This window comes from Kitasatospora cathayae (genome assembly GCF_027627435.1).
Taxonomy (GTDB): Bacteria; Actinomycetota; Actinomycetes; order Streptomycetales; family Streptomycetaceae; genus Kitasatospora; species Kitasatospora cathayae.
In genome coordinates, this window is the sequence record NZ_CP115450.1 from 5385170 (window position 1) to 5408844 (window position 23675).

At 73.3% G+C, this 23675-nt stretch carries 17 protein-coding genes, 1 other RNA gene and 1 pseudogene; 17 read left to right on the forward strand and 2 right to left on the reverse strand.

The window, feature by feature from the left end:
* The first annotated feature begins 268 nt into the window (after window positions 1-268).
* The 3 genes from O1G21_RS24065 to prfB all read left to right on the forward strand — a co-directional run bounded on the left by O1G21_RS24065 (window position 269) and on the right by prfB (window position 4835).
* Entirely contained in the window at window positions 269-2092 is a 1824-nt protein-coding gene (locus O1G21_RS24065; protein WP_270146666.1) for a serine/threonine-protein kinase, read from the forward strand.
* A 244-nt stretch (window positions 2093-2336) separates the two neighbouring features.
* Window positions 2337-3590 carry a serine/threonine-protein kinase gene (locus O1G21_RS24070; protein WP_270146667.1) on the forward strand — a complete coding sequence of 418 codons (1254 nt, stop codon included), beginning with the start codon at window positions 2337-2339 and terminating at the stop codon, window positions 3588-3590.
* Between the two features lie 129 nt (window positions 3591-3719).
* Entirely contained in the window at window positions 3720-4835 is a 1116-nt protein-coding gene (gene prfB / locus O1G21_RS24075) for a peptide chain release factor 2 (RefSeq protein WP_270146668.1), read from the forward strand.
* A 144-nt stretch (window positions 4836-4979) separates the two neighbouring features.
* On the opposite strand, the gene O1G21_RS24080 is transcribed toward prfB, so the two are convergent.
* Entirely contained in the window at window positions 4980-5174 is a 195-nt protein-coding gene (locus tag O1G21_RS24080) for a hypothetical protein (protein WP_030059729.1), read from the reverse strand.
* Window positions 5175-5543: 369 nt separating this feature from the next.
* On the opposite strand from O1G21_RS24080, the gene ftsE reads away from it, so the two are divergent.
* From ftsE to O1G21_RS24120, 8 genes are all read left to right on the forward strand, one after another.
* Window positions 5544-6233 carry a cell division ATP-binding protein FtsE gene (ftsE, locus tag O1G21_RS24085; protein ID WP_030059730.1) on the forward strand — a complete coding sequence of 230 codons (690 nt, stop codon included), beginning with the start codon at window positions 5544-5546 and terminating at the stop codon, window positions 6231-6233.
* 77 nt (window positions 6234-6310) lie between these two features.
* Window positions 6311-7222, forward strand: coding sequence for a permease-like cell division protein FtsX (ftsX, locus tag O1G21_RS24090; RefSeq protein WP_270146669.1), 912 nt, complete (start codon window positions 6311-6313; stop codon window positions 7220-7222).
* Between the two features lie 113 nt (window positions 7223-7335).
* Window positions 7336-8463 (forward strand): S41 family peptidase, encoded by a 1128-nt coding sequence (locus tag O1G21_RS24095; RefSeq protein WP_270146670.1) that lies wholly within the window; start codon window positions 7336-7338, stop codon window positions 8461-8463.
* A 63-nt stretch (window positions 8464-8526) separates the two neighbouring features.
* The gene (smpB, locus tag O1G21_RS24100; RefSeq protein WP_270146671.1) at window positions 8527-9003 is read left to right on the forward strand and encodes an SsrA-binding protein SmpB; all 477 of its coding nucleotides are present in this window, start codon (window positions 8527-8529) and stop codon (window positions 9001-9003) included.
* An 86-nt stretch (window positions 9004-9089) separates the two neighbouring features.
* Window positions 9090-9471, forward strand: a transfer-messenger RNA (tmRNA) gene (gene ssrA, locus O1G21_RS24105).
* A 164-nt stretch (window positions 9472-9635) separates the two neighbouring features.
* Window positions 9636-11939 carry a HelD family protein gene (locus O1G21_RS24110; RefSeq protein ID WP_270146672.1) on the forward strand — a complete coding sequence of 768 codons (2304 nt, stop codon included), beginning with the start codon at window positions 9636-9638 and terminating at the stop codon, window positions 11937-11939.
* Window positions 11940-12287: 348 nt separating this feature from the next.
* Window positions 12288-13757 (forward strand): NAD-dependent malic enzyme, encoded by a 1470-nt coding sequence (locus O1G21_RS24115; RefSeq protein ID WP_270146673.1) that lies wholly within the window; start codon window positions 12288-12290, stop codon window positions 13755-13757.
* A 506-nt stretch (window positions 13758-14263) separates the two neighbouring features.
* Window positions 14264-14545, forward strand: a complete 282-nt coding sequence (locus tag O1G21_RS24120) for an HU family DNA-binding protein (RefSeq protein WP_270146674.1) — start codon at window positions 14264-14266, stop codon at window positions 14543-14545.
* 71 nt (window positions 14546-14616) lie between these two features.
* Here the strand turns inward: O1G21_RS24120 and murA are convergent, their stop codons facing one another.
* A complete protein-coding gene (murA, locus tag O1G21_RS24125) occupies window positions 14617-15957 on the reverse strand; it encodes a UDP-N-acetylglucosamine 1-carboxyvinyltransferase (RefSeq protein ID WP_270146675.1) in 1341 nt (446 codons plus the stop codon).
* 299 nt (window positions 15958-16256) lie between these two features.
* Here murA and O1G21_RS24130 point away from each other — a divergent pair, with 299 nt between their 5' ends.
* From O1G21_RS24130 to O1G21_RS24155, 6 genes and pseudogenes are all read left to right on the forward strand, one after another.
* Complete coding sequence (locus tag O1G21_RS24130) at window positions 16257-16850, forward strand: YqgE/AlgH family protein (protein ID WP_405000700.1); 594 nt, start codon at window positions 16257-16259, stop codon at window positions 16848-16850.
* Window positions 16851-16923: 73 nt separating this feature from the next.
* Complete coding sequence (locus O1G21_RS24135; RefSeq protein ID WP_030283993.1) at window positions 16924-17202, forward strand: DUF3039 domain-containing protein; 279 nt, start codon at window positions 16924-16926, stop codon at window positions 17200-17202.
* 84 nt (window positions 17203-17286) lie between these two features.
* Window positions 17287-18897 carry a beta-N-acetylhexosaminidase gene (locus O1G21_RS24140; RefSeq protein WP_270146677.1) on the forward strand — a complete coding sequence of 537 codons (1611 nt, stop codon included), beginning with the start codon at window positions 17287-17289 and terminating at the stop codon, window positions 18895-18897.
* Window positions 18898-19215: 318 nt separating this feature from the next.
* On the forward strand, window positions 19216-20082 hold the full coding sequence (locus tag O1G21_RS24145; protein WP_046385723.1) for an FAD binding domain-containing protein: 867 nt from the start codon (window positions 19216-19218) through the stop codon (window positions 20080-20082).
* 68 nt (window positions 20083-20150) lie between these two features.
* Window positions 20151-20747 (forward strand): annotated as a pseudogene (locus O1G21_RS24150) ((2Fe-2S)-binding protein); the annotation flags it as partial.
* Between the two features lie 509 nt (window positions 20748-21256).
* Window positions 21257-23587, forward strand: a complete 2331-nt coding sequence (locus O1G21_RS24155; RefSeq protein ID WP_270146678.1) for a xanthine dehydrogenase family protein molybdopterin-binding subunit — start codon at window positions 21257-21259, stop codon at window positions 23585-23587.
* Window positions 23588-23675: the final 88 nt, after the last annotated feature.

Below are 23675 nucleotides of genomic sequence, written 5' to 3' on the forward strand. Positions count from 1 at the left end.
TCGCCATGGTGGAGGCGACGGAGAGTCAGGTCAACCGCGGCCCCGACGCCCCTGCCACGCGCCCCCGTGATCACCTCCGGTCAGCCACCCGGGGCGCGTCCGGGCGGTCCCCTAGGGGATGTCCCCCAACCCTGCTCGGATGGCCCGCCGGTCACCTCAAAAACCCGTACGGACACCGTTAGAGTGGCCGCAAACACGGGCCCGGCAGGCTCACCGCACACCAGCGGCGGAGCGCCCCGCGCGGGCGGCACGGCGAGGAGTGCGACAGGTGCGGCCAGTCGGCAGCAAGTATCTGCTTGAGGAGACCCTGGGGCGGGGTGCCACCGGGACGGTCTGGCGCGGCCTGGTGCGCCAGGACGTCCAGGCACCGGGCAGCGAGCCCGGGCAGCAGGTGGCGATCAAGGTGCTGCGCGAGGAACTGGCGGCCGATCCGGACGTCGTGATGCGCTTCCTGCGCGAGCGCTCGCTGCTGCTGCGGCTGAGCCACCCGAACATCGTCCGGGTCCGCGACCTGGTCGTCGAGGGCGAGCTGCTGGCCCTGGTGATGGACCTGGTGGAGGGCCCCGACCTGGCCCGCTACCTGCGCGCCAACGGCCCGTTCAGCCCGATCGCCGGCTCCCTGCTGATGGCCCAGGTCGCGGACGCGCTGGCGGCCAGCCACGCCGACGGGATCGTCCACCGCGACCTCAAGCCGGCCAACGTGCTGCTCGCCTCCACCGTGGTGCAGGGCACCGAGCAGATGCACCCGATGCTGACCGACTTCGGCATCGCCCGGCTGGCCGACTCCCCGGGCGTCACCCGCACCCAGGAGTTCGTCGGCACCCCCGCGTACGTCGCGCCGGAGTCCGCCGAGGGCCGCCCGCAGACCTCCGCGGTGGACGTCTACGGCGCCGGGATCATGCTGTACGAGCTGGTCACCGGCCGCCAGCCGTTCCAGGGTGACAGCGCCCTGGCCGTGCTCCAGGCCCATCTGGCGCAGGAGCCGCAGCGGCCCAGCACCATGCCCGAGCCGCTGTGGACGGTGATCGAGCGCTGCCTGCGCAAGGACCCGGCGCACCGGCCGAGCGCCACCGCGCTGGCCCGCGCGCTGCGGGTGGTCGCGGCCGGGGTCGGGGTGCACGCCTCCCCGGCGGCGGTGGACGAGGCGCTGGCGGTCGGCGCCCTGCTGCTGCCGGACCCGCAGCCGACCGCCGTCCCGGGCACCGTGCCCGCCGTACCCGGCGGACCGGCCGGGACCGAGGACCGCACCCAGGTGCTGCCCCCGGCCCCGGGCGCCCCGCAGTACGACCCGGCCGCGGCGACCCGGGTGATGGGCACCCAGTCGCCGCCCGCGCCGCCGTACGGCAGCCAGGACCGCACCCAGGTGATGCCGCCGACCGCCGTGCCGCCGCCCCCGCCCGCCGGGCCGCCCGCACCGCAGGAGGAGGCGCCGCATCCGTGGCAGACCCAGCTGCGGGCGGCGCGCGACCGCAACCAGCAGACCCAGGTCGGCTACTTCGGCCCGGAGGACTTCGAGGACCCCCAGGTCGCCCCGCCGCCCTACCAGGCAGGGCAGGGCGGCTCGGGCCAGCAGCCGCCGGCCGGCTACCGCCCGGACCCGCGCCGCCAGGGGCCGCCGCCCGGCTACGCCCAGCGCCCGCCGGTCGCCCCGCCGCCCTACCAGACAGGCCAGGCAGGCCAGCGCGGTCAGGGCGCCCCGGGCACCCAGGGCGCGCGGGGCGGCTACCGGCAGGCCCCGGCCGGCTACGGCCAGCCGCAGGGCGGCTACCCGCCGCCGTCCCCGCCCGCTCCGGCGGCGCGCCGGGCCGAGCCGCCCGCGCCGCAGTACCGGGAGCCCCCGCAGCGCCGCGAGGAGCCGCCCGCGCCGCCGCGCCGGGAGCCCGCCCCGCCGCGCGAGCGGCGTCCGCGCAGCCGCAACCGGATGTACATCCCGGGGCTGGGCTGCCTCAAGGGCTGCCTGATGGTGCTGCTGGTGCTGGCACTGGCCGGGGTGGCGTTGTGGAACTTCACGCCGCTGCCGCACTACTGGGACAACGTCGTGGGCTGGTGGGACTCGGCGCGGGACTGGGTGAACAGCGTCTTCGGCAAATAGGCGCGGGGCCGTCGGCCGCCCGGCGGATCGCTTCCGCAGCCGTCGGCCACCCGGTGGATCGCCGCCGGGGCAGCAGGATTGACGCTTTGTCGACAATTCGCGAGATTTCCCGCCCCGAGTGCCGCTCCACGGCCCCCAGGCGCCCCGCACAGGGGGTCCGGGCGCGTAGGTTGGTCGCTGTTGTCCCGCCCCACCGAGCGCGCCCGGACCCCCGGAGCGCTCCCGCGCCGCCCACGGAGCAGCATTGGCACGCAAGATCGGCAGCCGGTACACCGTCCACCAGGTGATCGGCCGGGGTTCGGCCGGGACGGTCTGGCTCGGTGAGGGGCCCGACGGCCCGGTGGCGGTCAAGCTGCTGCGCGAGGACCTCGCCGCCGACCAGGTGCTGGTCGGCCGCTTCGTCCAGGAGCGCACCGCGCTGACCAGCCTCGACCACCCCCGGGTGGTCGGCGTGCGCGACATGGTCGTGGACGGCAGCGACCTCGCCCTGGTGATGGAGCTGGTCCAGGGCACCGACCTGCGCTCCCGGCTGGAGCGGGACGGCGCCCTCCCGCCGCAGACCGCCGCCTCGATCATCGCCGACGTCGCCGACGGCCTCGCGGCCGCGCACGCGGCCGGGATCGTCCACCGCGACGTCAAGCCGGAGAACGTCCTGCTCGACCTCGCCGCCGCCCCCGGCCCCGGCGGCGCCCCGCGCGCCAAGCTCACCGACTTCGGCGTGGCCCGCCTGGTCGACGCCCCGCGCCGCACCCGGGCCACCCGGATCATCGGCACCCCCGACTACCTCGCCCCCGAGATCATCGAGGGCCTGGAGCCGCGCGCCGCCGTCGACATCTACGCCCTCGCCACCGTGCTGTACGAGCTGCTGGCCGGCTTCACCCCGTTCGGCGGGGGCCACACCGGCGCGGTGCTGCGCCGGCACGTCACCGAACAGGTGCCACCGATCCCCGGCCTGCCGGACGGGCTGTGGCGGATCATCTCCGAGTGCCTGGCCAAGGCCCCCGCCTCCCGGCTGCGCGCCGCCGAGCTGGCCGCCCGGCTGCGCGAGCAGCTGCCCTCGCTGGCCGGGCTCCCGGTGCTGGCCGTGCCGTCCCAGGGCCGGGCACCGGCCGAGGAGCAGCTGACCCCCGGCGAGGCCGTCTACGCCGAGGTCGACGCCGGCCCGGGCATCCACAAGCGCCGCCGCGGCCCGGCCGTCCCGCTGGTGCCCGGCGCCGCCCCGGACTCCACCCGGGACACCCACACCAGCCTGCGCCGCCCCTCGGCGGAGGAGCTGGCCGCGTACGCCGCCGAGTCCCGCGCCCAGCGGGCCGCCCCGGGCCACCGCCGGGACCGCGCGGCCCTGCTGCGCCGCCGTCGGCTGCTGGCCGTCGTGCTGGCGACCGTGCTGCTGCTGGCGGGCGCCGCCGCGGCCTGGACGGCCTTCGCGGCCACCGGGCCGGGCACCGGCCAGCCGGCCCGCCCGGCCGTGCACAGCACCGCCCCGCGGGCTCCCTAGGCCCTGTCCTCGGACTCCCGCCTGCGGGGCGCCCTCCGGGCGGACGACGGGAGTCCGAAGACGGGCCCCAGCCCGGTCCGTAACGGGGGTGTCGTCATGACCACCCCCGGAACCATTACCCTGGGGGGCGTGGCAGCCGTCGATCCTTCCGAAGAGCTCAAGAACCTCGATACGACCATGGGGTCGATCGAGGCCGTCCTCGACCTGGACAAGATCCGGGCCGACATCGCGGTCCTGGAGGAGGAGGCAGCCGCCCCCACCCTGTGGGACGACGTCGCGAACGCGCAGAAGGTGACCAGTCGGCTCTCCTTCCTCCAGGGCGAACTGCGCCGCGTCGAGAGCCTGCGCGGGCGCATCGACGACCTGGGCGTGCTGTTCGAGCTCGCCGAGGCCGAGGACGACGCGGACACCCGCGCCGAGGCCGAGGCCGAGCTGGTCTCGCTCCAGAAGGCCGTCGAGGAGCTGGAGGTCCGCACCCTCCTCTCCGGCGAGTACGACGCCCGCGAGGCGCTGATCAACATCCGTGCCGAGGCCGGTGGCGTGGACGCCGCCGACTTCGCCGAGCAGCTGATGCGCATGTACCTGCGCTGGGCCGAGCGGCACGGGTACCCCACCGAGGTGTACGACACCTCGTACGCCGAAGAGGCCGGCATCAAGTCCGCGACCTTCACCGTGAAGGCCCCGTACGCCTACGGCACCCTCTCGGTCGAGCAGGGCACCCACCGCCTGGTCCGCATCTCGCCGTTCGACAACCAGGGCCGTCGGCAGACCTCCTTCGCCGGCGTCGAGGTGCTCCCGGTCGTCGAGCAGTCCGACCACGTCGACATCGACGAGGGCGACCTGCGGGTGGACGTCTACCGCGCCTCCGGCCCCGGTGGCCAGGGCGTCAACACCACCGACTCGGCGGTGCGCATCACCCACCTCCCGACCGGCATCGTGGTCTCCTGCCAGAACGAGCGCTCGCAGATCCAGAACAAGGCGTCCGCGATGAACGTCCTCCAGGCCAAGCTGCTCGAGCGGCGCCGGCAGGAGGAGAAGGCCGCGATGGACGCGCTGAAGGACAGCGGCAGCTCCTGGGGCAACCAGATGCGCTCCTACGTGCTGCACCCGTACCAGATGGTCAAGGACGTCCGCACCGCGTTCGAGGCGGGCAACCCGCAGGCGGTCCTGGACGGCGACATCGACGGCTTCATCGAGGCCGGCATCCGCTGGCGCAAGCAGCGGGAGACCGCGAACGAGGCGTGAGGATTCCGGCCTCGATGAAAATCAAGCACAGCATCGAGGCCGGCATCCGCTGGCGCAAGCAGCGGGAGACCAGCGCCGAGTAGGCACCGACCAAGCGAGAAGGCCCCGACGGCAGTCCGTCGGGGCCTTCTCGTACGTCTGGACTCAGGCCAGCGCCTGCCGCGCGATCAGCGCCACCGCGAGCAGCCCGGCCAGCAGGGCCAGCAGCATCGCGGGGGAGAGCGCGGCGAACGGCCCCTGCTGCTCCTGCAGCCGGGCCCGGTTGGCGCGGCACACCGGGCAACGCCCGTCGCTGACGCGGCCGTTGCAGTTGGCGCACACCAGATGGTCGCACGTCATGCGATCTCCTCCTCGCTGCTACAGCCAACGCACCGGACGGGGCTTTGGTTCCCTCTTCTTACCTGTACGGGGGAGTCTGCCCTGTACGGGGGGAGCGGCCGGACGCGGTCGCCACCTCCACTCTGCCAGGTTCTGGCGCTTCCGGCTCCCGGGCTGTGAGATGGCTCGCAATTATCGGGGCACAACTGGACATACGCCCCCAGATTCCGGAGCCCGCCCCCGGCGGTCCCTGCGGGCCGGCCGCCGGTTCGCGTATGGTCCCAGACCGGGAGCGGCCCTCCGCGCTCCCATCGCCCGCCGCCGGACCGGGCCTCCGGGGCGGACCGACCGAGGACTGGCGCCGCCTAGGATGGCCTCCGTGATGCAGCCGTGATCAGATTCGACAACGTCTCCAAGACCTATCCCAAGCAGAACCGTCCCGCCCTGGACAACGTCTCGCTGGAGATCGAGAAGGGTGAGTTCGTCTTCCTGGTCGGCTCGTCCGGCTCGGGAAAGTCCACCTTCCTGCGACTGTGCCTGCGCGAGGAGCGCCCCTCCACGGGCGCCGTGCACGTGCTGGGCAAGGACCTGGGCAAGCTGTCCAACTGGAAGGTGCCGCACATGCGCCGCCAGCTGGGCACCGTCTTCCAGGACTTCCGCCTGCTGCCGAACAAGACGGTCGCGCAGAACGTCGCCTTCGCGCTGGAGGTGATCGGCAAGCCCAAGAGCGCCATCAACAAGGTGGTGCCCGAGGTGCTGGAGCTGGTCGGCCTCGGCGGCAAGGAGGACCGCATGCCGGGCGAGCTGTCCGGTGGCGAGCAGCAGCGCGTGGCGATCGCCCGGGCGTTCGTGAACCGTCCGATGCTGCTGATCGCGGACGAGCCGACCGGCAACCTCGACCCGCAGAACTCGGTCGGCATCATGAAGCTGCTCGACCGGATCAACCGCACCGGCACCACGGTGCTGATGGCCACCCACGACCAGGCCATCGTCGACCAGATGCGCAAGCGAGTCATCGAACTCGACAAGGGGCTGCTCGTCCGCGACCAGGCCCGCGGCGTCTACGGGTACCAGCACTGACCGACCGGCGCTGACCCGTAGGGCCGCCGGCCCGAGCCGCCAGACCGCGCAGTACCGACCCTGGAGTTGTTTCCCGCATGCGTGCCCAGTTCGTCCTGTCGGAGATCGGTGTGGGTCTCCGACGCAATCTGACCATGACCATCGCGGTCGTGGTCAGCGTCGCGCTCTCCCTCGCCCTCGCCGGTTCCTCGCTCCTGGTCCGCGACCAGGTGAACTCCATGAAGGGGTACTGGTACGACAAGGTCGAGGTGAGCATCTACTTCTGCACCAAGGCGGACGCCCGCAACTCGCCGCAGTGCGACAAGGGCGCGGCCACCGACCAGCAGGTCAAGGACATCAAGGACCAGCTGGACAAGATGAGTTCGGTGGTCCAGTCGTCCACCTACGAGAGCTCCCCCGAGGCGTACAAGCACTGGAAGGAGATGAACCCGGACAACCCGCTCATCTCCGTCCTGGGCCCGGACGCCATGCCGCAGTCCTGGCGGGTGAAGCTCAACGACCCGACCAAGTACGACGTCATCCAGAGCGCCTTCGCGGGCAAGCCCGGCGTCAAGTCGGTCGAGGACCAGCGGAAGATCCTGGAGAACCTGTTCGGCCTGCTCAACGGCCTGCAGACGGCGGCGTTCGTGATCATGGTGCTGATGCTCTTCGTCGCGTTGCTGCTGATCGTCAACACCGTCCGGGTGTCGGCGTACAGCAGGCGGCGCGAGACCGGCATCATGCGCCTGGTCGGTGCCTCGAACTTCTACGTCCAGATGCCGTTCATCGCCGAGGCCGCGTTCTCCGCGCTGCTCGGCGCGGCGCTGGCGTCCGGTCTGCTGATCGGCGGGCACTTCTTCGTCCAGAACTGGCTGGCCGACCGGGTGCAGTTCATCCACTTCATCGGCCTCGGCTCGGTGCTGGCGGTGATCCCGCTGCTGGTCGTGGTCGGTATGGGCATGGCCGGCATCGCGGCGTTCTTCACGCTGCGCAAGTACCTCAAGGTCTGATCCCCACCGGTTCCTTCGGCCCCGTACGGCACTGCGCCGTACGGGGCCGTCGCCGTTCCGTGCTCCGCCGTTCCGGCCCGTCGCGCGCGGCGCGGTGTCTACACTCCGGTGCCATGCTGCAAACTCCGCGCAGGGCGCGTCAGGTCGCCGCCCTCAGCCTGGTGTTCGGCGCCGTGCTGCTGGCCGGCGCCGCGACCGGCGCCTGGGGCGACCCGCCGCGCCGCGCCGCCGCCGACCCCGCCCCGGCCGCCGCCGGGCTGCCGACGGACCCGGCCGGCAAGGCGCTGTCCGAGCAGCAGGCCGAGCACCTGCTCGCGGCCGGCGGGGACCGCTGGGGCGCGTACTACAGCGCCCAGGAGTACGCCGAGTTCAGCCAGGGCCTGGACGGCCGCTACCCCGGCGTCGGACTGTCCGTCGGCCGCGGTGAGGACGGCGTCACCGAGGTCTCCCAGGTCACCCCGGCCGGACCGGCCGCCCAGGCCGGGATCGCCGCCGGCGACCGGCTGCTGCGGATCGGCCCGGACCAGGCCGACCGGCTGCCGGTCACCGAGGTGGTGGCCCGGCTGCGCGGGCAGGGCGACGAGCGCCGGCCCGGCTCCGAGGTCACCCTGGCCGTGCAGCGCGGCGACGGGCAGGTGCGCGAACTGCGGCTGAGGCGGGTGCTGCTGGACAGCCGGCAGGTCACCACCGAACACCTGGACCGGGGCGTGCTGCGGATCACCGTCCGGGCCTTCACCAGCGGCGTGGCCGACCAGGTGCGCGCCGCGCTGCGCGCCCCGCACACCGGTGTGGTGCTCGATCTGCGCGGCAACTCCGGCGGATTGGTGGACGAGGCGGTCGGCACCGCCGGGAGCTTCCTGGACGGCGGACCGGTCGGCTCCTACCAGGAGCGCGGCGAGACGCGGGAGTTGACCGCCCCGCCCGGCGGCGACCGGCGCACCCCGCTGGTGGTGCTGGTGGACGGCGGCACGATGAGCGCCGCCGAACTGCTCGCCGGCGCCCTCCAGGACCGCAGCCGCGCCGTGGTGGTGGGCTCGCGGACCTTCGGCAAGGGCACCGTCCAGCAGCCCAGCAGACTGGCCGACGGCGCCGTGCTGGAGATGACCGTCGGCCGCTACCACACCCCGGCCGGGCGCTCGCTGGACGGCACCGGCCTGACCCCGGACGTCCCGGCCGCCGCGGGAGAGGACGCCGACGCGCTGGCCCTGCGGGTCCTCGCCGGGCTGGGGACCCAGTCCTGACCCGCCGGACAGCCCCTAAAGCAGCTGCCCGATCCGGCGCCGAAGTGCGAGAATGACGACGCTATGGCAAAGGAAACCGGACAGAAGCTGATCGCGCAGAACAAGAAGGCGCGACACGAGTACACGATCCTCGACACCTACGAGTGCGGCCTCGTCCTCACCGGCACCGAGGTCAAGTCGCTGCGCGAGGGGCGGGCCAACCTGGTCGACGGCTACGCGTACGTCCAGAACCACGAGGCGTGGATCGACAACGTCTTCATCCCCGAGTACACCCAGGGGACGTGGACCAACCACGCGGCCCGGCGCAAGCGCAAGCTGCTGCTGCACAAGCTGGAGATCCGCAAGATCGAGACCAAGGTCCGCGACGCGGGCCACACCCTGGTCCCGCTGTCGCTGTACTTCAAGGACGGCCGGGTCAAGCTGGAGCTCGCGCTCGCGGTCGGCAAGAAGCTGTACGACAAGCGCCAGACGCTGCGCGAGAAGCAGGACACCCGCGAGGCGGCCCGCGCGGTGGCGGCGGCCCGGCGGCGCCAGCGTTAATCCGCTGGACCCTCGCCCGTCGCCTCGCGTACTATGGCGCAAGCAACACGGACGGTCACCGTCCGAGCTGTTTCTCAACAAAACATGGGGATGATCGGTTTCGACAGGGGATGTTGAAACAGGGGAAGCGAGCCGAGGAACGCGGCAATGATCTCGTTAACCACGTGTCGCAAAAAAATAATCGCCAACTCTAAGCGCGATTCCCAGCAGTTCGCTCTCGCTGCCTAATAAGCACCGATAGCGCTTGGGTGTCAGACCGGGGAGTTCCCGACCCGGACCCTGGCATAATCTAGGGAACTCAACCGTCCGCCCGGGCTGCGGGGGCGGATGGGAAATCAAACAGCAGCTGGGCCTGTTGGCGGCTTGTCCGTGTGACCGCCAGGGCCGAGAAAAGCACAGCGGACTGCGCTCGGAGAAGCCCTGAATTAACTCCACTGGACCCGGGTTCGATTCCCGGCATCTCCACCACCCCATGTTCACACCGAAGGCCGTCCACCGCTCACGCGGAGGGCGGCCTTCGAACTTTTACCGTCCCGGTGCGGCGCGTCCGCCCGCCCGGGCGTAGGATCATCCGTCCGCTCGTTTTCCGGAGCCGGATTCCGCCGCAACCCCCGCCGCAAAACCCCGAGGCCATGCAGAGCAACACGGACACCACCCCCACCGCCGATCACGAGACCGTCCGCGCGCGCGAGATCGCCGGTGAGCAGCAGCACCTCGACACGGTCTACCACCGGCTGGAGGAGAAGCTCGCCGAGGCCGAGTACATCCTCGAGGACGCCGCCAAGCGGGTCCAGGTCGGCACCCCCGGCGCCCTCGCCGAACGCGACGCCCAGGTCTACCGGGCCGGCGCGCACCTCCAGCGCCTCAACAACGAGTTCGAGGACTTCCTCTTCGGCCGGATCGACCTCCAGCAGGCGGATGCCCCGGAGGAGCACGGCATCCCGTCCAACACCCCGCTCGACCCGGCCGACCCGGCCGTCGCCGAAACCCTCCACATCGGCCGCCTGGGCGTGCTGGACGCCGAGTACGGCCCGCTGGTGATCGACTGGCGGGCGCCCGCCGCCGCGCCGTTCTACCGCGCCACCCCCGTGGAGCCGGGCCGGGTGATCCGCCGCCGGGTGATCCGCTCCAAGGGCCGCAAGGTGATCGGCGTCGAGGACGACCTGCTGCGCCCCGACCTCACCCCGACCCTGGACGGCCGGGAGCTCGCCGTGGTCGGTGACGGCGCGCTGATGGCCTCGCTCGGCCGCGCCCGCAGCCACTCGATGCGCGACATCGTCTCCTCGATCCAGAAGGAGCAGGACGAGGTGATCCGCGCCGCCGCGGCCGGCGCCACGCTCGTCACCGGCGGACCCGGCACCGGCAAGACCGCCGTCGCCCTGCACCGCGCCGCGTACCTGCTCTACCAGGACCGCCGCCGCTACGCCGGGGGCATCCTGGTGGTCTCGCCCACCCCGCTGCTGGTCTCCTACACCGAGGGCGTGCTGCCCTCGCTCGGTGAGGAGGGCCAGGTCGCCATCCGCGCCGTCGGCTCGCTGGTGGACGGCATCGAGGCGGGCACCTACGACACCCCGGAGGCTGCCCGGGTCAAGGGTTCGGCCCGGATGGTGCAGCTGCTGCGCCGGGCCGCCCGGGCGGCGCTGGAGCTGGGCGCCCCGCAGGAGCTCAAGGTGGTGGCCCGCGGCGAGGTGCTGAAGCTGGACGCGGGCCGGCTGCGGGCCGTCCGCGGCAACGTGGTGGGCTCCGGCGGCACCCCGCTGAACCTGCTGCGCCCGCGCGCCCGCCGACTGCTGCTGGACGCCCTGTGGCAGGAGGCCACCCGGCACCTGCCCAAGCCCACCGACCACTACGCCCGGGAGCAGCGCCAGGAGGAGAAGGAGTCCTTCGACGAGTACGTCTCGGACGAGCCGTCGTTCCTGGACTTCCTGGACGCCTGGTGGCCGGCCCTGAGCCCGCGCCGGGTGCTCGGCACGCTCAAGCAGACCCGGCACACCAACCGGATCGCCCGGCGCGCCGTCACCCCGGACGAGGCGAAGCTGCTGGCCGCCTCCTGGCGCCACCTGTCCCCGGAGGGCGAGGGCGCGCTGTCGGCGCACGACGTGGCGCTGGTGGACGAGCTGCAGGTGCTGCTCGGCGAGCCGGCCCGCCCGAAGGTCCGCGAGGTGGACGCGGTGGACCTGCTGAGCGGCCTGGAGGAGGTCACCACCTTCGCCGACCGCAGCTCCCGCCAGCGCGACCGCCAGCCGGTGGAGCGCAAGGAGTACGCCCACGTGATCGTGGACGAGGCCCAGGACCTCACCCCGATGCAGTGGCGGATGATCGGCCGCCGGTCCCGGATGGCCACCTGGACCATCGTCGGCGACCCGGCGCAGTCCTCCTGGCCGTTCCCGCAGGAGGCCCAGGCCGCGCTGGACGAGGTGCTGGCCGGCAAGCCGCGCCGCCGCTTCACGCTGACCGTCAACTACCGCAACCCGGCCGAGATCGCCGAGGTCGCGGCCAAGGTGCTGGCGCTGGCCGCGCCGGGCACGCCCTCGCCGAGCGCGGTGCGCCACGTCGGCGTGGAGCCGCGCTTCGCGGCGGTCACCGACCCGGCGCCGGAGGCCTTCGGCAAGGCCGCCCGGGCCGAGCTGGAGCACCTGCTGGGCGAGGTGGACGGCACCGTGGCGATCGTGGTGCCGATGGACCGCCGGGCCGAGGCGGCGGGCTGGGCCGAGGGCCTGGGCGAGCGCGTGGTGGCGCTGGGCAGCCTGGAGGCCAAGGGCCTGGAGTACGACGCGACGGTGGTCGCCGACCCGACCGGCATCGCCGGCGAGTCGGAGGCCGGCCTGCGGGTGCTGTACGTGGCGCTGACCCGGGCGACCCAGCGGCTGACCGTGCTGTCCGGCCCGGACGACCTGCCGGACGCGGCGGGGGTGCCCGCGCTGCTGCACGGCTGACCCGTCCATGACGAAGGCCCCTCACCGCCGGTGAGGGGCCTTCAGACGTTTAGTACACCGACCCGCCATGCTCGCCTCGCGGCAAGTGGTCCCTCTAAGGGACGAAGGTTGGGCCCGGGGGCTTGGATCGAGCCGGTGCCTGTCCAATGTAACGCATCGGCCCGGAGAGGCAAGGAGTGGACGGCGGAAGAGCGCGGCCGGTCGGGTCGGGTTGTCGGATCCGCACACTCAATGAACGTTATTTCTGGCAAGCCCCTGGAAGGTGCGACGATCGAGGTCTAGCATGCGCAGGCGATGCCTTTCAACAAAATGTTGAGCCTGCGGGACAGACGGAAGAAGGATGCGTCGATGGCGACGGTGCCCAGTGTCTCCAACTCGATCACGGTGCGACTGGAGGTCCCGGCCCGCGGCAACGCGGTCAGCGCGATCACCACGGCCGTGGAGTCCTCCGGCGGATCGGTGACCGGTCTCGACGTCACGGCTTCCGGCCTGGAGGCGCTGCGGATCGACGTGACCGTGGCGGCCTCCTCGGTCGCGCACGGTGAGGAGATCGTCGAGAAGCTGCGGGCGATCGACGGCGTGTCGATCGGCAAGGTCTCGGACCGCACCTTCCTGATGCACCTCGGCGGCAAGATCGAGATGTCCTCGAAGCTGCCGATCCGCAACCGTGACGACCTCAGCATGATCTACACCCCGGGTGTCGCCCGGGTCTGCATGGCGATCGCCGAGAACCCCGAGGACGCCCGCCGGCTGACCATCAAGCGCAACAGCGTCGCGGTGGTCACCGACGGCTCGGCGGTGCTGGGCCTGGGCAACATCGGCCCGGCGGCCGCGCTGCCCGTCATGGAGGGCAAGGCGGCCCTGTTCAAGCGCTTCGCCGGGATCGACGCCTGGCCGATCTGCCTGGACACCCAGGACACCGACGAGATCGTCGCCATCGTCAAGGCGATCGCCCCGGGCTTCGCCGGCATCAACCTGGAGGACATCTCCGCGCCGCGCTGCTTCGAGATCGAGGCCCGGCTGCGCGAGGCCCTGGACATCCCGGTCTTCCACGACGACCAGCACGGCACCGCGATCGTGGTGCTGGCCGCCCTCACCAACGCGCTGAAGGTGGTCGGCAAGGAGATCGGCGACATCCGCGTGGTGATGTCGGGCGCGGGCGCCGCCGGCACCGCGATCCTCAAGCTGCTGCTGGCCGCCGGCGTCGAGCACGCCACCGTCGCGGACGTGCACGGCGTGGTCCACCTGGGCCGTGACGACCTCAACGACAGCCTGCGCTGGATCGCCGAGCACACCAACCGCTCGGGCCGCACCGGCAGCCTCAAGGAGGCCGTGGCGGGCGCGGACGTGTTCATCGGCGTCTCGGCCCCGAACGTCCTGGACGGCGACGACCTGGCCACCATGGCCGACCAGGCCATCGTGTTCGCGCTGGCCAACCCGGACCCGGAGGTCGACCCGGCCGTCGCCCGGCAGACCGCCGCCGTGGTCGCCACCGGCCGCAGCGACTTCCCGAACCAGATCAACAACGTGCTGGTCTTCCCGGGCGTCTTCCGCGGCCTGCTGGACGCCCAGAGCCGCACGGTCAACACCGAGATGATGATCGCCGCCGCCCGGGCGCTGGCCACCACCGTCGGCGACGACGAGCTGAACGCCAACTACATCATCCCGAGCGTCTTCAACAAGGACGTCGCCAAGACCGTCGCCGCCGCGGTGCGCGAAGCCGCCCTGGCCGACGCCCAGGCGCCCGCCCCGGCCCGTCCGACCCCCGGCATCGTCGGCACCCTCGACACCGCCTCGTTCCCCACCGTCAAGCTCTGACGACCCGTCCCGACGACGTGTCGCCGATCGGTCAAATGTCCGATTAGCGGCCATACTCGCCCAAGCCCGCCCCGAACCCTTGCGACACAAGGGCGAGGGGCGTGTTTGGGCTTGTCGTGCCTAGGGCGTACGGTAGCCCTGCACGGGGCAGGCGTGTCCGACAAGTACGGAACGTCCCCCTGGTCTTCCGGCGTGTCGTCCTGACCGCCGCCCGCGCCCGGTCCGCCGGAGCCGACGGAGCGTCACACCTCCAACGTGCGGGCGATGTTCGGGTGGCTCGGCCGGGGCCCGATTGGCTTTCTCGGGGCCGGTCGGGGCAGGATTCGTTCCCAGGCGGGCGGGCCTTTCGAAGGCTCCGGCGCGCGGCATCGGGTGCGGACCCGGCCTGCGACCACGCATTGCCTGCATGAGCACAGTGTGCGGACCTGCGGCCCATCCGGGTGCCCCCCGGTGGGAGCACCGATGGGCCCCCGCACACCGCAAGCGAACAGACCACAGGAGTACACATGAACCGCAGTGAGCTGGTGGCCGCGCTGTCCGAGCGCGCCGAGGTGACCCGCAAGGACGCCGACGCCGTTCTGGCCGCCTTCGCCGAGATCGTCGGCGAGGTCGTCGCCAAGGGCGACGAGAAGGTCACCATCCCCGGTTTCCTGACCTTCGAGCGCACCCACCGCGCTGCCCGCACCGCCCGCAACCCGCAGACCGGCGAGCCGATCCAGATCGCGGCCGGCTACAGCGCCAAGGTGAGCGCCGGCTCCAAGCTGAAGGAAGCCGCCAAGGGCATCTGAATCACCCCTTGAACGTCCGAGAGGCCGGGCTCCCCGCGGGGAGCCCGGCCTCTCGCCGTCAGGGCCGGTCGTTACGCGTCGACCAGCTGCTCGCTGGGCAGCTCGACGTGGGCGCCGAGGTCCCGCAGCTTCTCCATGAAGTTCTCGTAGCCGCGGTTGATCAGGTCGATGCCGTGCACGGTCGAGGTGCCCTCGGCCGCCAGCGCCGCGATCAGGTACGAGAAGCCGCCGCGCAGGTCCGGGATGACCAGCTCGGCGCCGATCAGCTTGGACGGGCCGGAGACGACCGCGGAGTGCAGGAAGTTGCGCGCACCGAAGCGGCACGGGGTGGCGCCCAGGCACTCGCGGTAGAGCTGGATGTGCGCGCCCATCTGGTTCAGCGCGCCGGTGAAGCCCAGCCGGGACTCGTACACCGTCTCGTGCACGATGGACAGGCCGGTGGCCTGGGTCAGCGCGACCACCAGCGGCTGCTGCCAGTCGGTCTGGAAGCCCGGGTGCACGTCGGTCTCCAGGGCGATGGCCTTGAGCTCGCCGCCCGGGTGCCAGAAGCGGATGCCCTCGTCGTCCACCTCGAAGGCGCCGCCGACCTTCCGGAAGGTGTTGAGGAAGGTCATCATCTCCAGCTGGCGGGCGCCGCGGACGTAGATGTCGCCCTTGGTGGCGAGCGCCGCGCAGGCCCAGGAGGCGGCCTCCAGGCGGTCCGGCAGGGCGCGGTGGGTGTAGCCGTTCAGCTCGTCCACGCCGGTGATCAGGATGGTGCGGTCGGTGCCCAGGGTGATGATCGCGCCCATCTTCTGCAGCACGCAGATCAGGTCGACGATCTCCGGCTCGATGGCCGCGTTGCGCAGCTCGGTGACGCCCTCGGCGAGCACGGCGGTGAGCAGCACCTGCTCGGTCGCGCCGACCGAGGGGTAGGGCAGCTCGATCTTGGTGCCGCGCAGCCGCTGCGGGGCGACCAGGTAGGTGCCCTGCGGGTGCTTCTCGATGGAGGCGCCGAACTGGCGCAGCACCTCGAAGTGGAAGTCGACCGGGCGGCCGCCGATGTCGCAGCCGCCCAGGCCCGGGATGAAGGCGTGGCCGAGGCGGTGCAGCAGCGGGCCGCAGAACAGGATCGGGATCCGCGAGGAGCCGGCGTGGGCGTCGATGTCGGCGACGTTGGCGCTCTCGACGTGCGAGGGGTCGAGGATCAGCTCGCCGTCCTCGTCGCCGGTGCGCACGGTCACGCCGTGCAGCTGCAGCAGGCCGCGGACCACCTTGACGTCGCGGATGTCCGGGACGTTGCGCAGTCTGCTGGGGCCCTGGCCGAGGAGGGCGGCGACCATGGCCTTGGGGACCAGGTTCTTCGCACCGCGGACGCGGATCTCGCCTTCGAGCGGGTTTCCGCCGTGGACCAGCAGGACGTCGTCGGTCATCGTTCTCGCAATCCGGGGTGCCAGAGGAGTGGGAACGGCTCCGTTGCGGAGCCGGTGGTGGACCGGTGGTACGGGCGTACGGGCGCGTTCGGGCCCCCGGAGAATCCGAGTCGGCACCGTAGAGGGGCGTCCACCAACCGTAGATGGTAGTGGGCGTCCCGATGGTTCCCGTGTGCCTCTCCCGTGATGGTGCTCTCTCCGGTCCCGCCCCCGCCCGCCGGTTCGGCCGTACGGGTGTTCGTCCGGCGTGGCGGGGTTTCGAGTGTTGCGGTGTCCGACCGGTGCCGTTCTGCGGGATCATGTGTGGCATGACGGCGGCCCATTCGCACGGAGGCCGGTCGCACACCGGCCGTCTGCTCGTCGCGACGCCCGTGCTCACCGACCCGAACTTCGCCCGGGCGGTGGTACTGCTCCTCGACCACGACGCCGAGGGGGCGCTCGGCGTGGTGCTCAACCGGCCGACGCCGGTCGAGGTGGGCAGTGTGCTGGACGGCTGGGCCAGACTCGTCGGCCAGCCCGCGGTGGTGTTCCAGGGCGGCCCGGTGGCGCTGGACTCGGCGCTCGGCCTGGCGGTCGCCCCGGGCGAGCCGGGCGGCGGCGAGCCGCTCGGCTGGCGGCGGGTGCACGGCGCGATCGGTCTGGTGGACCTGGAGGCGCCGCCCGAGGTGCTGGCCGGGGAGCTGGGCAGCCTGCGGATCTTCGCCGGGTACGCCGGCTGGTCGCCGGGCCAGCTGGAGGCGGAGCTGGAGAGCGGCGCCTGGTACCTGGTGGACTGCGAGCCCGGGGACGTCTCCAGCCCCGAGCCGGAGCGGCTGTGGCGCTCGGTGCTGCGCCGCCAGCGCGGCCCGCTGGCCCTGCTGGCGACCTACCCGGACGACCCGACGATGAACTGAGCGCCCGCCCCGGGACCCGGGCCGCGGCGCGACACTGGCCCGGTTTCCGCGGGCGCCCATAGACTTGGCACCTATGAGCACTCTTGAGCCCGAGCGCGGCCTCGGCACCGGCACCCTGGTCGAGCCCGTCCCGCAGGTGTCCCACGGGGACGGCGACCACGAGCGCTTCGCGCACTACGTCCAGAAGGACAAGATCATGGAGAGCGCGCTCTCCGGGTCCCCGGTCGTGGCGCTGTGCGGCAAGGTGTGGGTACCCGGGCGCGACCCGAAGAAGTATCCGGTCTGCCCGATGTGCAAGGAAATCTACGACGGCATCGGCAAGCCGCAGGGCGGCGACGGCGACAAGCAGTAACCGTCCGCTGGGCGCCGTTTCGCATGGCACCGCGTTTCCGACGTGGTCTATGCCAATCGTTCCGGGCCTGGGCAATATGGCGGAATGGACCTCATCCCCGCACCTTCGACTGCCGTCCGGCGCCCGGACGAGGACTTCCCGCTCGACGCCACCACCGCGCTGACCGCGCCGCCCGGCCTGGCCGACGCCGAGCGCTGGCTGCGCGGCACGCTGTCCGCGGCCACCGGGCTGCCGCTCGCTCCGGGCCGCCCGGGTGCGGGCATCGAACTGGTCCTGGACGACACCCTGGCCGCCGAGGCGTACCGGATCTCGGTGCGCCCCGGTCACGCCCTGCTCGCCGCGGGCGGGCCGGCCGGCGCGCTGTGGGCCGCGCAGACCCTGCGGCAGCTGCTCGGGCCGGACGCGTACCGCCGCTCCGCGCTGCGCCGGGACGGCTGGGTGCTGCCCGGCGCGGACATCGCGGACGCGCCCCGGTTCGGCTGGCGCGGCGCGCTGCTGGACGTCGCCCGGCACTTCCTGCCCAAGTCCGACGTGCTGCGCTTCGTCGACCTGCTGGCCGCGCACAAGCTCAACGTGCTGCACCTGCACCTGACCGACGACCAGGGCTGGCGGATCGAGATCAAGCGCTACCCGCGGCTGACCGGGCGCGGCGCCTGGCGGGAACGCTCGATGGTCGGCTACCGGGCCGGGCAGCACCGGGACGACCGCCCGCACGGCGGCCACTACACCCAGGACGACCTGCGCGAGATCGTCGCGTACGCGGCCGCGCGCGGGATCACCGTCGTCCCGGAGATCGACCTGCCCGGCCACACCCAGGCCGCCGTCGCCGCCTACCCCGAGCTGGGCAACACCGATGTGGTGGACACCGCCGCGCTCGGCGTCTGGACGGACTGGGGGGTGAGCCACCACGTGCTGAACGCCTCCGAGGAGACCCTGCGCTTCTTCGAGGGGGTGCTGGAGGAGGTCCTGGAGCTGTTCCCGTCCGAGTTCGTCCACCTCGGCGGCGACGAGTGCCCCAAGGAGCAGTGGAAGGACAGCGCCGCCGCCCAGGCCCGGATCCGCGAGCTGGGCCTGGCCGACGAGGACGAGCTGCAGGGCCACCTCATCCGGCACTTCGACCGCTGGCTGGCCGAGCGCGGCCGCCGGCTGATCGGCTGGGACGAGATCCTGGAGGGGGGCGTGCCGCCACGCGCGGCGGTGTCCTCCTGGCGCGGCTTCGGCGGGGGGATCGCGGCGGCGAGGGCCGGGCACGACGTGGTGATGTGCCCGGAGCAGCACGTCTACCTCGACCACCGGCAGGCGGACGGGCCGGACGAGCCGATCCCGGTCGGCTTCGTGCGCACGCTGGAGGACGTCTACCGCTTCGAGCCGGTCCCGGCGCAGCTGGACGAGGCCGCTGCCCGGCACGTCATCGGCACCCAGGCCCACCTGTGGAGCGAGTTCGCGGACAGCGCCCGGGACGTCGACTACCGGGCCTTCCCCCGGCTGGTCGCCTTCGCCGAGGTCGCCTGGTCCCAGCTGCCCGCCGAGCCGGCCGAGCGCGACTACCCGGGCTTCGAGCGGCGGCTGCGCGGCCACCTGGCGGTGCTGGACGCGCTGGGCGTCGAGTACCGCCCGCTGGACGGCCCGCATCCCTGGCAGCGTCGGCCCGGGGTGGCGGGGCGGCCGATCGAGGGGCCGCCGCCGGTGCGCTGAGCCGGTGCTCCGGTGCGCTGGTGTGTCCATCGGGAACTTGTGGACGGTCATCCGACGTCAAGAAAAGATGAACATCTTCCCCGGTCCGGTCAGGGTCGGGGAAGATACCGCCCGGTATCCGTCCCAATCGGGCAGTCCCGTTCACCGGTCCCGAAATGATCATCGAGCATTGTGTGCCAGAGTTGCCCAACCCGGCCCGATCGCCCGTACCCTACGGCCAGGCCGGGCAGCTGACGCGGACGGTGCGGCCGCGGCCGCGGGCGGCAGGCGATCGATGAGCAAGTGGAGCACGGTGGGACCCAGGTGAACCGGACGATCATGCTGCCGGCCTCGCTCGACGAGGCCGTCGACGCGCTGGCCGCCGCCCCGGCCGCGGTACCGGTGGCCGGAGCCACCGACCTCATGGAGGCCGTCAACGCCGGACGGCTGCGCCCCGCCGCCCTGGTCGGCCTCGGCCGGATCACCGAACTGCGCGGCTGGCGCTACGAGGACGGCGGCACCGCCGTGCTCGGCGCCGGACTCACCCACGCCCGGATGGACCGCCCCGACTTCGCCGCGCTCATCCCCGCCCTCGCCGACGCCGCCCGCACCGCCGGCCCGCCGCAGGTCCGCAACGTCGGCACCCTCGGCGGCAACATCGTCACCGCCGCCCCGGCCGGCGACACCCTTCCGGTGCTCGCCGCGCTGGAGGCCACCGTCACCCTCGCCCGGGCCGGCGCCAGCCGCGAGGTGCCGGTCAGTCACCTGCTCACCGGACTCGACCCGGTGCGCCCCGGCGAACTGCTCACCTGGGTGCGGGTCCCGCTGCTGCACGCGCCGCAGGTCTTCCTCAAGGCCACCGGCCGCAGCGGCCCGGCCCGCGCCACCGCCTCCGTCGCGCTCGTCCTCGACCCGGCCCGGCGGGCCGTGCGCTGCGCCGTCGGCGCCGTCGCCCCGGTGCCGCTGCGCCCGCTGGAGGCCGAGGCCTGGGTGGCCGGCTGCATCGACTGGGACGGCAGCCGGGAGATCGACCCGGCCGCGGGCGCCGCCTTCGGCGAGTACGTGGCCGCCGCCTGCGTCCCCGACAACTACGGCGCCGAGGGCGCCTGGGAGGCCGTGACCGAGGGGCCGACCGCGGCCGCCGTTCGGCTGCGGCGTACCGTATCGGTGCTGGCCCGACGGGCACTGGGAAGGGCGCTGAAGTGACCACAGACCCCATCGAGACCCTCGACGCCGATCCGCTCGGCCTCGCTCCGCAGGTCAGCCGGGAGCTGCGCCCGTGCGCCTCCTACACGCTGCGGGTCAACGGTTTCGAACGGCCCGTCACCGACGCCTGGATCGGCGAGAGCCTGCTCTACGTGCTGCGCGAGCGGCTCGGCCTGGCCGGCGCGAAGGACGGCTGCGAGCAGGGCGAGTGCGGAGCCTGCTCGGTGCAGGTGGACGGCCAGCTGGTGGCCGGCTGCCTGGTGCCCGCCGCGCTGGCCGCCGACAGCGAGATCAACACCGTCGAGGGGTTGTCGGCCGGCGGCGGCGCCAGTGACGTCCAGCAGGCACTGGCCGCCTCCGGCGCCGTGCAGTGCGGCTACTGCACCCCCGGCATGGCGATGGCCGTGCACGACCTGCTCCAGCGCAACCACCGGCCCACCGAGGTCGAGGCCCGGCAGGCGCTGTGCGGCAACCTGTGCCGCTGCACCGGCTACCGCGGCGTGCTGGCCGCCGTCCAGACCGTCGCGGACGCCCGCGCGCTGGAGGCCGAGGAGGCGGAGCGGGCCGCCGCGGCCGCCGCCGAGGAGGCCGCCGCCGAACCGCCCGCCGAGGCCGGGGCCCCGGTCGCTCCCGCCGAGCAGCCCGCCGCCGTCGAGCCGGAGCCGGCCGTCGAGCCGCCGGTCTACGCCGACGCCGAGGCCTGGATCGAGCTCGTCCCGCAGCCGCCCGCCGAGCCCGTCGCCGCACCCGCCCAGGTGCCGGCGCCGGCCGAACAGCCCTACGGCGACGGCGGCTACGACACCGGCGTGTACGACACCTCCGCGCTGACCGCGATGCAGCCCGGCATCCCCGCCCAGGCCGCCGACGACCAGGTGTACTACCCGCCGCAGGGCTACCCCGAGCAGCCGTACCAGGCCACCCCGGCGCACGGCACCTACGTGCCGGCCGGCTACCCGGACGGCCACCAGCAGCAGCACGGCTACGACACCGGCTACGACGCCCCGGTCTACGAGCCCACCCCCGCGCACGGCACCCCATTGCCCGGTGCCGTCCACGACGGCACGCCCCCGCACGGCACCCCGTACGCGGACCCGCACGGGGCCCCGACCACCGGCGTCCCCTACGGCGCCACCCCCGCCCACGGAATCCGGCTCCCCGAGGACGACCACGCATCATGACGTCGCCTACCGACATCGGCGCAGCACTCCAGCAGGACGGCGGCGAGGGCGGCGCCGCACCGGAGCCCTTCGGCCTGGGCAGCTCCCCACTGCGCAGCGACGCGCTGCCCAAGGCGCTCGGCATCTACCCGTACGCCGCCGACCTGTGGGCCGAGGGGCTGCTGTGGGGCGCGGTGCTGCGCTCGCCGCACCCGCACGCCCGGATCCGCGGCATCGACACCTCGGCCGCGCTCGCCCTGCCCGGGGTGCACGCCGTGGTCACCGCCGCGGACCTGCCGCCCGGCCCGGACGGCCTGCCCGACGGCGCCCCGGCCGGCCCGATCGTCGCCGACCGGCCGGTGCTGGCCGCCGGCGTGGTGCGCCACCACGGCGAGCCGATCGCCGCGGTCGCCGCCGACCACCCGGACACCGCCCGGCTGGCGGTCGGCCTGATCGCGGTCGACTACGAGCCGCTGGAGGCGGTCACCGACCCCGAGCAGTCCTTCACCGCCCCCGCGCTGCACCCGGACGGCAACCTGTTCCGCCACCTGCCGCTGCGCACCGGGGACCCGGAAGCGGCCGGCGAGATCGTGGTCGAGGGCCTCTACCAGGTCGGCCGGCAGGACCCGGCCCCGCTCGGCGCCGAGGCCGGCCTGGCCGTGCCGCGCCCGGACGGCGGCGTGGAACTGCACCTGTCCTCCACCGACCCGCACGGCGACCGCGACCGCACCGCCGCCTGCCTGGGCCTGGAGCCGGACCGGGTCCGACTGGTGGTCACCGGCGTGCCCGGCGCCACCACCGACCGCGAGGACCTCTCCTTCCAGGTCACCCTGGCGCTGCTGGCGCTGCGCACCGGCCGCCCGGTGAAGATGACCCTCACCCGCGAGGAGTCCTTCCACACCCACGCCTCGCGCCACCCCGCGCTCCTGCGCTACCGCCACCACGCCGACGCCGAGGGCAAGTTGGTGAAGGTGGAGGCGCAGATCCTGCTGGACGGCGGCGCCTACGCGGACGTCTCGGCCGAGGCGCTGGCCGCCGCGACGGCCTTCTCGGTCGGCCCGTACGTCTGCCCGAACGTGTTCGTGGACGCCTGGGCGGTGCGCACCAACAACCCGCCGGCCGGGCGGATGCGCGGCGAGGGCGCGTTGCAGGCCTGCTTCGCGTACGAGTCGCAGCTGGACCAGCTGGCCGCCCGGGTGGGCGTGGACCCGGTGGAGATCCGCCGCCGCAACGCGATGTCCACCGGCGACCCGCTGCCCACCGGACAGGCCGTCACCTGCCCGGCGCCGGTGAAGGCGCTGTTGGACGCGGTGGCCGCCGAGCCGCTGCCGGCCCTGCCGGTGGACGACCCGGACGCCGAGTGGCTGCTGCCCGGCGGGCCCGGTGGCGCCGGGGACCCGGCGGCGGTGCGGCGCGGGATCGGCTACGCCGTCGGCATGGTGCACATGCTGGGCGCCGAGGGCGAGGACGAGGTGTCCACCGCCACCGTGCGGGTCAGCGGCGACCACGCCACGGTGATCTGCGCGGCCGTCGACGCCGGCCAGGGCTTCGCCACGCTGGCCCGGCAGATCGTGCAGACCGTGCTGGGCGTCAGCGAGGTCTACATCGCGCCGGCCGACAGCGACCAGTCGATCGCCGGGCCCTCCGGGCGCGGTCGGCACACCTGGGTCTCCGGCGGGGCGGTCGAGCGGGCCGCGCTGATGGTCCGCCACCAGCTGCTGCAGCCGATCGCGGCCAACTTCGGGATGTCGGTGGAGCTGCTGCAGATCGCCGACGGCAAGATCACCTCCTACGACGGGGTGCTCGGCATGCCGGTCGCCGAGGCGCTCGAGGGCAAGGAGCTCTGGGCCACCGCGCAGTGCCGCCCGCACCCGACCGAGCCGCTGGACGAGTCCGGGCACGGCGACGCCTTCGTCTCCATCTCGTTCTGCGCGATGCGCGCGGTGGTGGACGTGGACATCGAGCTGGGAGCCGTCCGGGTGGTCGAGATGACCGTCGCCCAGGACGTCGGCCGGGCGCTGAACCCGCGCCAGATCGAGGACCGGATCGAGGCGGGCGTGGCCCAGGGCGTGGGCCTGGCGCTGATGGAGGACCTGCAGACCTCGGGCGGGCTGCTGGGCAACCCCTCGCTCACCGGCTACCGGCTGCCCACCTCGCTGGACACCCCGGAGGTGCGGATCGCCGCGCTGCTGGAGGAGCGGGACGTGGTCGCCACCTTCGGCGCCAAGGCGGTCAGCGCCGTGCCCGCGGTGGTCGCCCCCTCGGCCGTCGCGGCCGCCGTCCGGGCCGCCACCGGGCTGCCGGTCGGCCGGCTGCCGATCCGGGCGGAGGACGCCGTCACGGCCTGAGCGGAGGGGCCCGGTCCGGCATTTATCCGGAACGTGGAATGCGGAATTGCCGGTCGACTTCTCCGGGTCGACCGGCAATTCCCTTTTC